Origin of the sequence: Paenibacillus fonticola DSM 21315 (assembly GCF_000381905.1) — a bacterium.
Taxonomy (GTDB): domain Bacteria; phylum Bacillota; class Bacilli; order Paenibacillales; family Paenibacillaceae; genus Fontibacillus; species Fontibacillus fonticola.
The window spans coordinates 191,510-206,386 of sequence record NZ_KB907246.1; the positions used below are offsets into that span (position 1 = coordinate 191,510).

The window sequence follows — 14,877 nt, forward strand, 5'->3', positions numbered from 1 at the left end:
CACATGATGGTCAATCCGTTCAAAAAATACCGCATCGATCTGCTGTTCATTGTTTGCTTTGCAGGTCTGATTGCGATTGTGCTGGCTAGTACGGTATGGATCAGCTATGTCATTTCTTCCCGTGAATTGGCGGAGAACACTTCCTATTACCAGAAGCGTCTGCTCGAGGAATTGAACAATGAAATTACGGGGAGGATGACTTCAATTGAACAAGTATCCCTGACCACTTCCCGGGACAGTGATTTACTGACGCTTATGTCAGGCAAGGAGGATGCGTTCAGCCGTTATCGGAGATCGATGGGAATTCAGCAGGCTCTGGCCCATCTGACCTACTCCATTCCACAAATTCAGGCCATAGATTTATACATGGACAGGCCGGAATGGGGGGACAGCCAAAGCTATATCCATTTTCATAGTTTGAAAGAGGCGGAGGATCATTCGTGGTACAAGGCTCTGGAGAAAAATGACTTCGCATGGTCAGAGGAGCACAGCATTTCAACCATTCAAGGAGAAGCGTCGGTACTGAGTTTTTCGCGTAAAATTTATTACAATACACGGTATATGGGCATCCTAGTTATTCATGTGAAAGCGGATTGGGTCAGAAGCATGCTGGAGGGATACTCCCCGGATTCGAACCGGATTATGCTCGATTCGGACGGCAGGGAGCTGCTAAGCGTCGGGAAATCGATGAGCGAAGCCGGATTATCGGAACAGGTCGATCGCTTCGTCGGCGAGTCGGGAGTTTTCCGTCTGCACACACAGCCGCAAGGGATCGATTCACTCGTCGTGTATTCCAAATTGGCCGATTCCAATTGGATGCTGGTTGAGATCACCCCTTGGGCGCAAATTACCTCCGGCAGTTTAAAGCTGGCTGTAGCGATCGTGTCTATCGGCTTGGGAGCATTGCTGTTGGCCTTTTTATTAACCTTTTGGTTAAGCCGGCAGTTTATGAAGCCGATCGCCCAGCTTGTCAAAGCGATGAAAACTTATGCCGTCGGCGAGCAGAAAACAGAGCTTGTAAGCGATTATTCGAATGAGTTTGGCGTTCTGTTTGCCGGTTACCGCAAGTTGAATGAGCGGATCGAGGCTTTGTATGCGTCGCTTGCCAGACGTTATGAGGAACAGCGCAAGGCGGAAATTGAAGCGCTGCAGGCCAATATTAACCCGCATTTTCTGTACAATACGCTGGATCAGCTCAACTGGATAGCGATTGCGGAAGGCCAGGACAAGATGAGCCGCATCCTGGAGCTGATGGGGCAAATGTTCCGCATTGGTTTGTCCCATGGCGAAAGCTTCATCACGATCGGCGAAGAGCTTAAGCATATGGAATGCTATTTGGAAATTCAACAGCTTAGATGGGAAGAAGGACTGGAATACGAAATTCAGGTTCCTCCCAGCCTGCTAAAGCTCTACATTCCGAAAATGACGCTGCAGCCATTTGTAGAAAATTCAATTATTCATGGATTCAACCTGCGGAATAGCGGTACAATCGTCATTCAGGCTGCAGAGGCTGGGGACCAGATCCGCATTACAATTATGGATAACGGCAGCGGGCTGGCCGAGAAGAACGCTGGGACTCCCAACCGGCGCAAGGGCGGATATGGCTTGCGGAATGTAAAGGAAAGATATTCGGCTTATTTTGGCAAGGATTTCAGCATTACGCTGGACAACCAGGAGCAGGGCGGGGCGATCGTGGAGATTGTTTTTCCACGTCTCGAGGCAGCTCCGGGGAAGAGTGAATGATAATCTGATAATTTTATAATAAATTGTGCATCTCTCTTATACTCCAATCTATCAGCACTTGGTAGGATAAATATTGACTACAATATAATTTTCCTTAGGGGGTAAGTCAACATGATGAAATGGAAGCGATTGCAGATCGTTGCAGTTTTGCTGGTAGCTACTCTGCTGTTAGCGGCCTGCGGCGGTGGTAAGGGAGATAACGCGGGGGCGAAGCCAAGCGACAATTCATCCGCATCAAATTCAGCTTCAGAAAAGGTGAAATTGCGCGTGATGTGGTGGGGCTCGCAGCCTCGTCATGAAGCTACATTGAAAGCGTTGGAATTGTACACAGAGAAAAATCCGCACGTTACTTTTGAGCCGGAATACTCGGGAATGGACGGATACTTGGATAAACTGTCCACTCAGGCAGCAGCCCACAACGAGCCGGATATTTTCCAAATGGACCCGGGCTGGATTTCGGACTGGACCTCCCGCAACCAATTGGAGGAACTGGGATCAAAAATCAAACTGGACGAAATTACGCCGAGCCTGTTGCCAATTGGTGAAAAAGACGGCAAGCAGTTTGCCGTACCGCTGGGTTCTGTTGCTTTCGGTATGATCTACGATAAAGCAGCTTTGGAGAAACTGGGTGTAACTCCGCCGCAAGATGGCTGGACATGGGATGATTTCTTCGCCTTGGCGGAGGAAGTAAAGCCTAAGCTGGCTAAAGATCAATACTTTACATTGGACTATGCCGGTAACTACTTCATGTTCAGCGCGTTCCACTATGCCAAAGGCAAAGATGTGCTGATTACAGATGACGGCAAATTCAACATCGACGAGGCTGCGTTCCTGGAGTGGACGAAGAAATTTGAACAGCTTCGCAACGAAGGTCTTGTACCTCCGGCTGACTTGAACGCTTCTGACAAAGAGATGGATCCGACAGCAGACTTGCTGGTTAACGGTAAAGTATTGTTCCGTTACTCCTTCTCTAACAACTATACAACTTGGGACAGCATGAAAGAAGGCGCGTACGATCTTGTCACTATGCCGCGGGCAGAGGAAGCTGGCGGATGGCTGAAGCCGTCGATGTTCCTCAGCTTGTCTCCGAACTCCAAGCATAAAGAAGAAGCAGCGAAATTTATCGACTGGTTCGTCAATGATCCGGAAGCGGGAGCAATTCTAGGAACAGCACGCGGTGTGCCTGCTAACGCGAAAATTGCAGAAAGCCTTATTCCGAACCTTCCAGAAGGCGAGAAAGTGGGTATGAAACTGATCGATGCTACAACTCCGGATGGTCAGACCTTTACTACTGGACCGGAAGGCTGGGTAAACTTTATCGATAAAGACTGGCCGCTTGTGCGCGACGAGCTGAGCTTCGGCAGAACAACGCCGGAGAAAGCTTATGAATCATTGAAAAAAGCGTCGCAGGAATATGAACAATAATATTGTTATTTAAAATAATGACGTCATGCCTGAGAGGCTTCCACAGCTTATCAGGCATGACGTATTATCATCACTGGGTAGCACAATGCGCAAACATCAACGAAGCTACTGAGTAAGATGAGTAAGCTGATATCAGATGTCAGTAGACAATCAATATACGACAAGCTGATATCAGATGTCAGCAGACAATTAATATACGGGTAATTTATATGTAATCAAGCTGATATGCGCAGGCAAGCATGCAAAAGAAGCAGAGTGCTCAAACATCACCGTTGCAAGAGAAGGGGGCTCTACAGATGTGGAAGATCGGGATCATCGATGACGACCGCGGGGTACTGCAGGGAATCAGGAGAGCGATACCTTGGGATGAATTGAATGCAGAGTGGGCAGGGGAGGCACTGAACGGAGAAGAAGGGCTGGAAATGATTAAGTCGGCGTGTCCGGATATCGTCATTACCGATTTATATATGCCTGTTATGAACGGCCTGGACATGATCGAACAGCTGCGGCTTAGCGGGTATGCGGGAAAAGTTATCATTTTAAGCGGATACTCGGATTTTGAATATGCCCGACAGGCTCTGCGTCTCAATGTGAGCGATTACCTGTCGAAGCCGGTTAGTGTTCCTACCTTAAAGTCCGTCCTTGGGCAGGCGATAGCCGACTTGGAGAAGCAAGAGGAACGGCGGATGAAGCAGGACGAGCTGCTTCAGAAGCTGCGGCTGTATGAGCCCTTCGTCAAAAAAGAATGGGTAAAGTCGGCTGCCTCCGGCACGCTGCAGAGTACCGGTCTGCAAACAGAAATCCCAGTTCCATATCGTTTTTGGTCGGATTGTGATCATACCGTTCTCGGCATCGAATTGATACGCGATCAACGGGGAGCCAAACTAAACTTGTCTGACTGGAGCCTGCTTCGATTTGCGGTTAGCAACATTATTTGTGAAGTAACCCAGGAGAAATTTACCTCCTTTGATTATACGGATTTACAGACGAACCGCTCCGTTCTTATCGTGCATAGTGACCGCTCGGAGCCAGCCGGGCAATTACGCGAACGGCTGGAGCAGTTAGGCGTTCGCCTGATCGAATGCGTTCATAGCTATTTGAAGTTAAAGCTCCGCATCGGGATCGGAGAGCGCAAGCAGCACATTCGCGATATCGGCAGCTCAACCGAGGAAGCATTCCGCGTCATTGATTTGCATCCGCAGCCGGCGATCCCCGGTTACGATTTGTATGTCTATACCGTGGAGCTTCAGCGGGCAAACGCAGAAACGCCTGTCCGGCCTGTCAAGCTGTATTTGGAGCTGGCCGGGGCGATCAGAACGTCGCAGGAGAAGCAGGCCCACAAAATTATATTCGATTATATGGGCCGGCTGGAGACGGAAGAAGGCATAAGCAAAGCATACATCAGCATGCTGGCGGGTGAGCTGTGGGGCATTATCGCTTTTGCTTTTTATGAGATGGGAACGGTGTTGGATGATATTTTTTCAAATGACAGCATCACCCGTGAAATCGCTGAGCTGAATCGTCCTTCCGAACTGGCTGAATGGCTTGTAGCAAAGATCGGAATTGTGTTTAGCAGCCGGCAGTGGGGCGGGAATGGGAAGCATAGACAGGCTGTCGATTTTATGATGGAATATATCCATGAGCACTATGCTGAGGACATTACACTCAGCGGTCTGGCGGACAAAGTATACATCTCGCGCAATTATTTATCGATGATCTTCAAGAACATGACTGGGGAGACGTTTAATAATTATTTGACGAGAGTACGTATGGAGAAGGCCAGGGAACTGTTAATGGAGAAAAAAGCATTGGTTTATGAAGTGGCAGAAATGGTCGGATACAAAAACGTTCCGTATTTCAGCACACTATTTAAAAAGATAACGGGCATGAATCCGACAGATATCGTGAAATAAAAAGAAGAGGTGGCAAAATGACAAGCAATTATGATTTAGCCTGGTTGAGGTCTGGCAGCTTATCGGCGGAGCGAATGGCAGCCATTCAGCCCCTGTCCGCTTATTTGCACCATATTGTAACAGCAGGGGAAGTTACCTCTGGGCTGTTCCGTACAGCGGTTCAGGAATTGAAGACGGGCATAGCTGCATTAACGGGACAGCAGCCGACAATCGCCAATGAAGCGGCTAAGGGACGCTGTTTGGCAGTGGGAACGCTTGAGAGCATGCCAGAGCTTGAGCGCTTATTGTCTGCGAATGAGGTGTCCGGGTTAGGCGAGGAAGGTTATATTATCCGCTCCATTACCGGGGAGAATGAGGATTATCTTCTAATTGCCGGCGGAACGGAAAAAGGGCTGCTTTACGGCGTTTTCCATTTCCTGCGTTTACTGCAAACAGGTTCATTGCCTGCGAAGCTGGACCTGGTGGAAGCGCCGAAATACCAGCTTCGCATGGTCAATCAGTGGGATAACATGGATGGGAGCATTGAGCGCGGATATGCAGGGCATTCGATTTTTTATCAGGACAATAAAATCGTCTCCGATCTGAGCCGCGTACGGGAGTATGCCCGATTGCTGGCCTCGGTCGGAATTAACGGCATCGCCATCAACAATGTCAATGTGCACGAGGTAGAGACGAAGCTCATTACTCCGGCATTGCTGCCTGACGTAGCCAGAGTAGCAGAGGTGTTCCGTGAATACGGCGTCCGCCTCTATTTAAGCGTGAACTATGCTGCACCGATTGAGTTGGGAGATCTATCAACCGCAGATCCGCTCGATCCGTCAGTCCAGGAATGGTGGAAGCAGAAGACGGCTGACGTTTACCGGCATATCGCCGATTTCGGCGGGTTCCTGGTTAAGGCCGACTCCGAGAACCGCCCTGGCCCGTTCTCCTACGGCCGCGATCATGCCGATGGGGCGAACATGCTGGCCGAAGCGCTGGAGCCCTACGGCGGTCTCGTGCTGTGGAGATGCTTCGTATATGATTGCCATCAGGACTGGCGTGACCGCAAAACTGACCGGGCCCGTGCCGCATACGATCATTTCAAGCCGCTGGACGGCAGATTCAAAGAGAACGTCATCCTGCAAATCAAGAACGGGCCGATGGATTTTCAGGTCAAAGAGCCGGTATCGCCGCTGTTTGGGGCGATGAAACAGACGAATCAGATGCTGGAGTTCCAGATTACCCAGGAGTATACCGGGCAGCAAAGGCATGTATGCTACCTGATTCCGCAATGGAAAGAGGTACTGGAATTCGATACCCTTTGTAATGGGAAGGGCAGCAAGGTGAAGGATATCGTGGCCGGTCAGGTACATCCGTATAAATATAGCGGAATTACCGCCGTATCCAGTGTCGGGGATGATTTCAACTGGACAGGACACTATCTTGCCCAATCCAACCTTTATGGGTATGGGCGGCTGCTGTGGAATCCAGAGCTGAGCGCGGAGGCAATCGCCGAGGAATGGACCGGGATGACCTTTGGATTGGATCGGGATGTGGTAGATACGATTCTAGGCATTCTGATGGATTCCTGGCCGACCTATGAGAACTATACGGCTCCGCTCGGCGTGGGCTGGATGGTTGTACCGCATTACCACTACGGCCCTGACGTGGACGGCTACGAATACTCCAAATGGGGGACTTACCATTTTGCCGATCGTGACGGCATCGGCGTAGATCGCACAAAGGCGACAGGGACGGGGTATTCTCATCAATATGTAGGCGCCAATGCCGAGCTGTATGACAGCCTTGACTCTTGCCCGGATGAGCTGCTGCTCTTCTTCCACCATGTTCCTTATACACATGTATTAAAGTCGGGAAAGACGGTCATTCAGCACATCTACGATACCCACTTTGCTGGAGTAGAACAGGTGGAGCAGTGGCTTGTTCGCTGGGATGCACTGGAGTCCAAGGTTGACCCGCAGCGTTTTGCGCACGTGAAGGAGCGCTTGTTGGAGCAGCTCGAGAGCGCCAAGCACTGGCGCGATGTCATCAACACGTATTTCTATCGTAAATCCGGCATACCGGATGAGCAGAACAGAGTTATATACTAGAATTACTAATTACTAGAATTAGTAGCAACGAGAAGGCCTTGAATTTCAACTTGGGTTGGAATTCAGGGCCTGTTGTTTTGGCTGTATTCGTATATTTTTAATTCGTGTACTGCATTTGTATGGTGGTCCGTTTGGCTGTGTGACCGTGTGTCCGTTTGGCTCTATGGTGGCCGTCAGGCGGTATGGTATGCCTGTTAGGCTGTATGGTGTATCTGCGTGTGTATCTGTGTGGTGTATTCGCATGATGTATTCGCTTGATGTGCTCGTTGGTCATAGACCTCATAGATGCTGGAAAGTACTCATGGACTTAGACGTTGATAGATGCTGATAGATACTGATAGACGTTGATAGGTGCTGATAGATGTTGTTAAATGCTGATAGATGTTTATAAATGCTGATAGATGTTGTTAAATGCTGATAGATGTTGATAAATGTTGATAGATGTTGATAGATGTTGATAGATGCTCATGACCTCATAGTTACTGATAGATGCTCACATGTGCTAATAAGTACCGATAGATACTAACTGTATATTTGGTATTTAAAATAGACGAATTGCACCAAAATGCGCATTTAACTGGATTTCATGCCCTTAAAATGAAGCCTGCGAGTGAATTCGACTGTCCAGAGATATTTAGTTACATAGAATCCACTTGTTTTTTTGAATCCGCTCATAGGCTCAAAAATAAATACAACAAATCCATTTAATTTGGCCGCTCGAGCGTAATCATACCATTCCATTCTCCTCCAAACCGCTATCCCGAACCGCATTAGGCACCAAGGGAACGTACTTAGGACGACACCAAGGGTCATAGACGGACGGCACCAAGGCACCAAGGCTCCAAGGCTCATACTCGGGACCGTACCCGGAGATTACCCTTGCGAGTGCACCAGGGGGGGGGAACTCGGGCTAGTATCCCGGCCGGCACCCGGGCTACTCCAGGACACACTCAGGCTAGTACCCCCGTGAGTACTCCGGCTAGTACTCCGACTAGTACTCCGGCTAGCACTCCGGCTAGCACTCCGGCTAGCACTCCAGCTATCACTCCAGTCATCACTCCAGTCATCACTCCAGCCAGTACCCCGGCCAGCCCTACAGCTAGTACTCCAGCATGCACTCCGTCCAGCACCCCGGCAAGCACTCTACCCAGCGCTATAGTCATCACTCCAGCCAGCAATCGGGCCAGCCTTACGGCTAAGAACCCGGCACGCCCCTTGTCCATTAATTCAAAAAGCCCCCGTCTACTGACGAGGGCTTTGTAACGGCATGTCCTACTTCTACAGACAATTAAAAGCGAAGTTAACCGACTCAATTTTTCTCACGATCCGGGCATCCACTTTTCTCATGCCTTGGGCATAAACAGTCCCATAATATCGGTCATACTATCGTCATCAACTCGTCTCATGCTCTGGGGATTAATTTGTCTCCTGCTCTGGGCCGATGTATCCTTTGCGCCCGGCAGCATAGCCGAATAGAATCGTCAAAATAGACAGCCCGGTGATCACCGCCAACGGAACGGCCCAGTTTCCGCTCCGATCGTGGATAAAGCCGAAGAAGGCGGGGCCTACAGCGGCTAACAGGTAGCCGATCGATTGGGCCATCCCCGACAGTTCTGCCGCCTGATCTGCAGTACGTGAGCGTAGGGCGAAGAACAGGATGACGAGGCTAAAGGTTGTCCCGCAGCCGAGTCCGATGGCCATAATAAATAGCGGTGCCAGAGCAGGAGAGCCGAGCCATACCCCGCCAAACCCGATTAGGAACAAAGCGGAGGAGGCCGCTGCTAATCCTTTTTGGGTCTGTGTCCGGGAGGCGATCAGCGGCATCAGGAATGAACCAACCATGCTGGCGACCTGCATCAGGGATAGCATCCAGCCAGCTTTTGAAGGGCTCATACCTTGTTGACTGAGAATTTCCGGCAGCCAGGAAATGCCGACATAGAACATGATGGACTGAAAGCCCATAAAAATGGTGACCTGCCAGGCAATTGAGGATTTCCATACGATTCCCGTTTTGCGGTAGGTACTGGCTGCTTTGGAGCGATCACCACCGTTATTGCTGTTATTGTCCGTTCTTTGTCTTCCGCTACTACTGCTCCTACCGCTACTGCTCCTACCGCCGCCACCGATGCGGCGCAGCAGGACGATCCAGGATAAGGCGGTTACGGTCGAAAGAATGGCCCAATAGACGAGAGCGCCGCGCCATCCCCATACGCTGCGGGAAAGCGGGATGCTGACTCCCGAGGCGATCGCTGCCCATCCATTCATAGAAGAGGTGTATAGGCCTGTCATCAGACCGATTTTGTGCGGAAAATCGCGTTTGATTAGGCCTGGCACTAAAACATTGCAGATGGCAATTGCGCTGCCGATTAGCGCAGTGCCAGCAAATAACGCCGAAATAGCCGGTAAGGATCGCAGGATAATGCCAGCTGTCATAATAATCATGCAGTACAGCAGTGTCTGTTCCATGCCGAAGCGCCAAGCCAGCTTGGGAGCGACAAGGGCAAAAATAGAAAAGGCGATAAGGGGCAAAGTTGTAAGCATGCCGGCTGCCGTATGGGACAGCCCTGTCGCGCCTTGAATTTCGCCGATGAGCGATCCGACCCCGGTTAATGGAGAACGCAGCGTTGCCGCAGTAAGCAGGATGGCAATGATTAATAGAGTAGCTGCGCCGAGAGGCCGCGCATTTTTTATTTCTTTCATAGCTGCAGATATTCCTCCTGTTTCATGTTGCCGTACTTTAAAGAGTGGCTTAACTTTAACATATGAAAACTTTTACAAGCAATAGTCCAGTCAGGGAAATATCTTGATATATTGCTAAGCGTGCCTTCTACAGTAAATAGTTTCATGATTTTACCCAAGCGTGCCTTTTGCAGTAAATAGGCTCATGGCTCTTTCAAAGCGAAGCAAGTTAAGTTTACATACTGACCGTATAGAAAAGTTCTCTTCGGTAAGGCCAGCAGGGGAGGCAATTAACTGAAGTTTTGTATCAGAGGTATCACCGCCGCACTATCATAGATACAACTATCATAGATTTACTGTCATAGGGTCACCATCAGAAGCATTTCATCAGAACCCCCTCAACAGACGTTTGTCATTAGAATCATCTTCACTGAAAAAATCTTCATTGAAGACAACACCATCGAAAAAGACAACACCCGCAAAATAACTTCATTAAAAGTGTCCTCATCAGCACACCTTCCTCAGAAACTGGGCCCCTTCACGCCATCTTCCAGTATTGGCGGCGTTGCATCAGATGAACGGCCGCCATGGCCGCCAGCTGAATCCCCCTCGTTCACAGCGATAACGGTCGGCTGGGGCGGATAAGTGTCGCGGGAAAGCCGGGTTTTGCCGACAGGCTTGCCGGCGATTTTTTTGATCCGGTACGATTCGACGATATATCCTGGCTTGCCTTCTAAAATGACTTCCTGGCTTCCCTTGGGAAGAGCCGGATTAGCGACATATTTCTGCGGGACGGGGATGATCTCCGTCGTGTAGGATTCGATGTCGAATGTCACGTTATCCGGGGCATCGCCGAACAGCTTGACTATTAATTGCCCGTCCTTTACCCCGGATTGAATGAGGAGGTGGTGAGCCGTCGTATTTTTGAAGCGAAAATTAATGTAGCCTTTGGCAAACGTGGCATCCAGTCCTATGGAAACGTAGCTGACAGGGAGAGTGTGGTTGCGCCGCTCTACGATGTCCAGCCCCGCAAGGATTACGGCATTGTACAACGTGCTGGATACCTGACAAATGCCCCCGCCCACGCCGGGAACGAGCTTGCCGCCGAATATGACGGGCGCTTCACGGAAACCGTATTTGCGCTCTGCCTCCTCAATGACCTTCTCATAATCAAAAATATCCCCAGGGGCGATCACCATGCCATCCACAGTTCGCGCTGCCGCCTCGACATTGTGCAGTCGCCCCGGGCCGCTGCCGTAAAGCTCAGTGGTGAACTGGGCAATTTTCCGCTTGATGCCTTCCTGCATCAATATTCGTGTCGTTATGCGCTGCTGCAGGGTGTACAGAGGCACTTCGAGAGAAGAGGGCTTTGGCTGACTTCCCTCGAGTATTTGCTGACGGACGATGGCTGCGAACGATATCCAATCAATACGCAGCACTTCGCGGCCTGGCGAGTAAGAAATGGTATCCTCAGGCGATATAAGGCGAACGGCATCCATGGGACTGCCAAAATGCGAATGCTCCCAACCTGGGGGGAACAGCTTGCGTAATATTTTTTCATCAAAAGTGATGTTGAACTCCCATGTGCTGGGGAAATTCCATCTTGCCCGGGCCCGCTCCCACAAGTTTCCCTTGAACAACTGAACAAGCGCAGCGTGAAAATCGGCCGCATCGTACTGCACGCCCAATTGTCCCCATGTCGAATCGACCTTTGAATGCTGCACCATGACGACAACTTTTTCCTGCTCCAAGGCCAAAATCTGCTCTTCAATTAAAACAATCGCTTCACTCCATTCCATATTACTTATATCCAGTCCGCTTATTGTGACATTGGGCGGTACGGTATCCCGGCTTGCATACAGATAGAGGGCCCCAAAGAAAATAGATCCGAGCAGCAGAGCGGAAGAAAGTAAAATCGCAGCTAGGTGTAAATGTCTCATGTCGTACCCCTTTCCGAGGGAGAAATGATGGCGTACAAACATGTATATGATGAAAATCAGGAAACTTTCGGGTGTTCAGGGTACTCAAGAGGTAACATATTTGTTACAATAAAAAACGAGTTGATGAAATAGCTCATCTTTTAAAGGAATTGGCTAGATAGTGTCGAAATGGAATACAGTCAGCCATAGAGTAAGGAATCAAGGTTTAGGACGTGATGAATTGATAGAAATGCAAGATGTATGGAAGACCTATCCGAATGGAACTCACGCCCTACGCGGCGTATCGGTCAAGATTGACCGCAACGAATTCGTTTACCTCGTCGGGCCTTCAGGAGCAGGGAAATCGACGTTTATGAAGCTAATATATCGTGAGGAAATACCTACTAAAGGACAAATTTCAGTTAATGGATTCAATATCGGCAAGCTGAAACCGCGAAAAATTCCTTATGTGCGCCGGAACATCGGAGTCATCTTTCAGGACTTTAGGCTCCTTCCGAAGCTGACGGCTTATGAGAATGTGGCCTTCGCCCTCGAAGTGATCGAGGCGCCTAAGAAAGTGATCAAGAAGCGTGTAATGGAAGTGCTGGATCTGGTTGGACTGAAAAATAAAGCGAACCGCGATCCCTCTCAGTTATCCGGAGGAGAACAGCAGCGCGTGGCGATCGCCCGGGCCATTGTGAACAACCCGTCGGTCATCATTGCGGACGAGCCTACCGGGAACCTTGATCCAGAGACGTCGTGGGGCATTATGCAGCTGCTGGATGAGATCAATTTCAGGGGGACGACAATCGTAATGGCCACCCACAACAAAGAGATAGTGAACAGCATGCGCAAACGGGTTATCGCTATCGAACACGGCCACATTGTGCGAGATGAATTGAGAGGGGATTATGGTTATGATTTTTAACACCCTCTTGAGACATTTGCGTGAAGGTTTCAAAAATGTTTTTCGCAATGGCTGGATGTCCGTCGCTTCCATTACTTCTATTATTGTTTCTTTATTCATCTTGGGCGTATTTATTTTGCTTGTACTCAATGTAAATTCGTTCGCCGACGATGCGGACAGCATGGTGCAAATCAAGACGTTCCTCAGTTCCAACGTCGAGGACAGCATGCGGGAGAAGCTGCATAACGAGATCGCGGCGATGGAAGAGGTCAGCCGGGTTACATTTATTTCCAAGGCTGAGGGCCTTAGAGATTTCCGGGAGCAGCTTGGCGAGGAAGGTAAAGATCTGCTCGAAGGATACGATGAGACGACGAATCCGATCCCGGATACACTGCAGGTTGAGGTCGTTGAACCGACGACCGTGCCTTATGTAGCGTCCAAGATCGAGCAGCTCAACAATAAATATCCGGATCAGCCGATATATAAAGTGAGATATGGGCAAGGAACGACAGAGAAGCTGTTTAAGATTACCCGGGCGGTGCGCAACATTGGGTTTGCTTTTGTCGCGGGGCTTGCATTGATGGCGATGTTTTTGATCTCGAATACGATTCGCGTAACTATTTTGGCCCGCCGCCGGGAGATCGGCATCATGAAGCTGGTGGGGGCCACGAACATGTTCATTCGCTGGCCATTTTTCGTAGAAGGCGCTTTGATCGGGTTTATTGGCTCAGTAATTACGGTTGGCATTCTGTTCATCGGATACAACCAGTTGGCACTTTCCGTTAAAGAGGATATTACGCTGGCCTTTCACCTCGTTCCGTTAAATGAAGTTGGACCGCAAATTACAGTTCTTCTAGTGGGACTGGGTCTGCTGATTGGAATATGGGGAAGTACGGTTTCAATACGCAGATTTCTTAAAGTGTAATTAGGATGACAAGAACAATTAGAGAAGGACGGGGAAGCGAAGTTGAAAAGGTGGATTTCTGTTGTTGTCGTGGTCACTTTAGCCTTAGTTATCTTTCAACCTGATAATGGATACGCGAAGAGTAAAACAATCAGCCAGATCGATAAAGAGCTGAAGCAATTGCAGGAGCAGGCAAAGCAGGCGAAGCAGCAGCAGGAGAAAGCCGCTCAACAAAAACAGGAAGCCCAGCATTATGTCAATAAAAATACGAATTATTTAAAAGAAGTGCTCAAGCAGATGGATGTCGTGAGCGGGGAACTCGCTAACATTTCCATACAGATACATGATACTGAGGAGAACCTGCGCAGTACGGCCGTTAAGCTGAATGAGACGGAGGCGCGGATCGAAGAGCGCTCCGGCTTGCTGGACTCGCGGGTGCGCTTAATGTATACCGACGGGGCAGTGTCCTATTTGGATGTGCTGCTGTCGTCGACAAGCTTCACTGACTTTCTGGAGCGGGCAGATTCCTTACAGGCGATTGCCAATCAGGATCAGCTGCTGCTCAATGAGCACAAGCAGGATAAGCAGTTGTTCGAGGAGCAGAAGGCGCAGCTGGAGCAGGATTATGCGAAGGTCAAACAGCTGTATGCCGATGCGGAGGCCCGCAAGAGCGAGCTTGAGCGTAAGGAAGTGGAGAAGCAGCAGCTGATCGCCCAATATCATGCGGAGATCGAGGAATCCGATGATATCAGTGAAGAGCAGGAGCAGCTGCTGATTGAGCTGGCAACGAAGCGGGCAGCCTTGGAGAAAGAGAAAAATAAGTTAAAAGCCGCGCAGGTGTACACTTATAAGAGAAGCTCGTCCAGCTCGGGCTCGGGCGGATTTAAAGGCAATGGCGGCGCAATGGCGCTGCCTGTCAGCGGAGCACGTCTGTCTTCCGGTTACGGTACGCGAGTGCATCCGATCTCTGGCCAAGTGAAGAAGCATACAGGGGTTGACCTGGCAGCTCCGCAAGGAACCGATATTAAGGCGGCGGAAGGCGGCGTTGTCATCGTCGCGGAATGGTGGAGCGGCTATGGGAACACAGTAATTATTGATCATGGAGACAATCTGTGGACGCTGTACGGCCACATCCGTAACGGTGGAATAAAAGTAGAGAAGGGCGAGCAAGTCAAGCGCGGACAGAAAGTTGCCGAGGTGGGCAGCACCGGGAACTCGACCGGACCGCATTTGCATTTCGAAGTGCGCATCAACGGGAGCCCGGTAGACCCTTCACCTTATTTATAGCAGCAGCCCT

Annotated in this window: 10 protein-coding genes; 7 read left to right on the forward strand and 3 right to left on the reverse strand. The window is 49.9% G+C overall.

Features of this window, described 5'->3' with window-relative positions:
- Window positions 1-3 precede the first annotated feature (3 nt).
- The 4 genes from G358_RS0102590 to G358_RS0102605 all read left to right on the forward strand — a co-directional run bounded on the left by G358_RS0102590 (window position 4) and on the right by G358_RS0102605 (window position 7,171).
- Window positions 4-1,743 (forward strand): sensor histidine kinase, encoded by a 1,740-nt coding sequence (locus G358_RS0102590; protein ID WP_240479923.1) that lies wholly within the window; start codon window positions 4-6, stop codon window positions 1,741-1,743.
- 111 nt (window positions 1,744-1,854) lie between these two features.
- Entirely contained in the window at window positions 1,855-3,168 is a 1,314-nt protein-coding gene (locus tag G358_RS0102595; RefSeq protein WP_019635648.1) for an ABC transporter substrate-binding protein, read from the forward strand.
- 296 nt (window positions 3,169-3,464) lie between these two features.
- The gene (locus G358_RS0102600; RefSeq protein ID WP_019635649.1) at window positions 3,465-5,081 is read left to right on the forward strand and encodes a response regulator transcription factor; all 1,617 of its coding nucleotides are present in this window, start codon (window positions 3,465-3,467) and stop codon (window positions 5,079-5,081) included.
- 17 nt (window positions 5,082-5,098) lie between these two features.
- The gene (locus G358_RS0102605) at window positions 5,099-7,171 is read left to right on the forward strand and encodes an alpha-glucuronidase family glycosyl hydrolase (protein WP_019635650.1); all 2,073 of its coding nucleotides are present in this window, start codon (window positions 5,099-5,101) and stop codon (window positions 7,169-7,171) included.
- A 950-nt stretch (window positions 7,172-8,121) separates the two neighbouring features.
- Here the strand turns inward: G358_RS0102605 and G358_RS0102615 are convergent.
- The 3 genes from G358_RS0102615 to G358_RS0102625 form a co-directional block, all read right to left on the reverse strand.
- Window positions 8,122-8,394: a hypothetical protein gene (locus G358_RS0102615; RefSeq protein ID WP_019635652.1), complete on the reverse strand. Its 273-nt coding sequence runs from the start codon at window positions 8,392-8,394 to the stop codon at window positions 8,122-8,124.
- Between the two features lie 193 nt (window positions 8,395-8,587).
- Entirely contained in the window at window positions 8,588-9,871 is a 1,284-nt protein-coding gene (locus G358_RS0102620) for a CynX/NimT family MFS transporter (protein ID WP_019635653.1), read from the reverse strand.
- A 500-nt stretch (window positions 9,872-10,371) separates the two neighbouring features.
- Window positions 10,372-11,790 carry a VanW family protein gene (locus G358_RS0102625; RefSeq protein ID WP_019635654.1) on the reverse strand — a complete coding sequence of 473 codons (1,419 nt, stop codon included), beginning with the start codon at window positions 11,788-11,790 and terminating at the stop codon, window positions 10,372-10,374.
- 220 nt (window positions 11,791-12,010) lie between these two features.
- Between G358_RS0102625 and ftsE the strand changes: the two genes are divergently transcribed.
- From ftsE to G358_RS0102640, 3 genes are read left to right on the forward strand one after another with little or no spacing between them, the layout of a single operon-like run.
- Window positions 12,011-12,697: a cell division ATP-binding protein FtsE gene (gene ftsE / locus G358_RS0102630; RefSeq protein ID WP_026342019.1), complete on the forward strand. Its 687-nt coding sequence runs from the start codon at window positions 12,011-12,013 to the stop codon at window positions 12,695-12,697.
- Window positions 12,687-13,601: a permease-like cell division protein FtsX gene (gene ftsX, locus G358_RS0102635; RefSeq protein WP_019635656.1), complete on the forward strand. Its 915-nt coding sequence runs from the start codon at window positions 12,687-12,689 to the stop codon at window positions 13,599-13,601. The genes ftsE and ftsX overlap by 11 nt, the downstream gene beginning before the upstream one ends.
- A 42-nt stretch (window positions 13,602-13,643) precedes the next feature.
- Complete coding sequence (locus tag G358_RS0102640; protein WP_026342020.1) at window positions 13,644-14,867, forward strand: murein hydrolase activator EnvC family protein; 1,224 nt, start codon at window positions 13,644-13,646, stop codon at window positions 14,865-14,867.
- The last annotated feature ends 10 nt before the right edge of the window (window positions 14,868-14,877 follow it).

Bases quoted from the DNA above. Each gene is read 5' to 3' on its own strand.
- G358_RS0102595 (WP_019635648.1), top strand. From the start codon at position 1,855: ATGATGAAATGGAAGCGATTGCAGATCGTTGCAGTTTTGCTGGTAGCT.
- G358_RS0102590 (WP_240479923.1), top strand. From the start codon at position 4: ATGATGGTCAATCCGTTCAAAAAATACCGCATCGATCTGCTGTTCATT.
- G358_RS0102605 (WP_019635650.1), top strand. From the start codon at position 5,099: ATGACAAGCAATTATGATTTAGCCTGGTTGAGGTCTGGCAGCTTATCG.
- G358_RS0102620 (WP_019635653.1), bottom strand. From the start codon at position 9,871: ATGAAAGAAATAAAAAATGCGCGGCCTCTCGGCGCAGCTACTCTATTA.
- G358_RS0102600 (WP_019635649.1), top strand. From the start codon at position 3,465: ATGTGGAAGATCGGGATCATCGATGACGACCGCGGGGTACTGCAGGGA.
- ftsX (WP_019635656.1), top strand. From the start codon at position 12,687: ATGATTTTTAACACCCTCTTGAGACATTTGCGTGAAGGTTTCAAAAAT.
- G358_RS0102625 (WP_019635654.1), bottom strand. From the start codon at position 11,790: ATGAGACATTTACACCTAGCTGCGATTTTACTTTCTTCCGCTCTGCTG.
- G358_RS0102615 (WP_019635652.1), bottom strand. From the start codon at position 8,394: ATGGACAAGGGGCGTGCCGGGTTCTTAGCCGTAAGGCTGGCCCGATTG.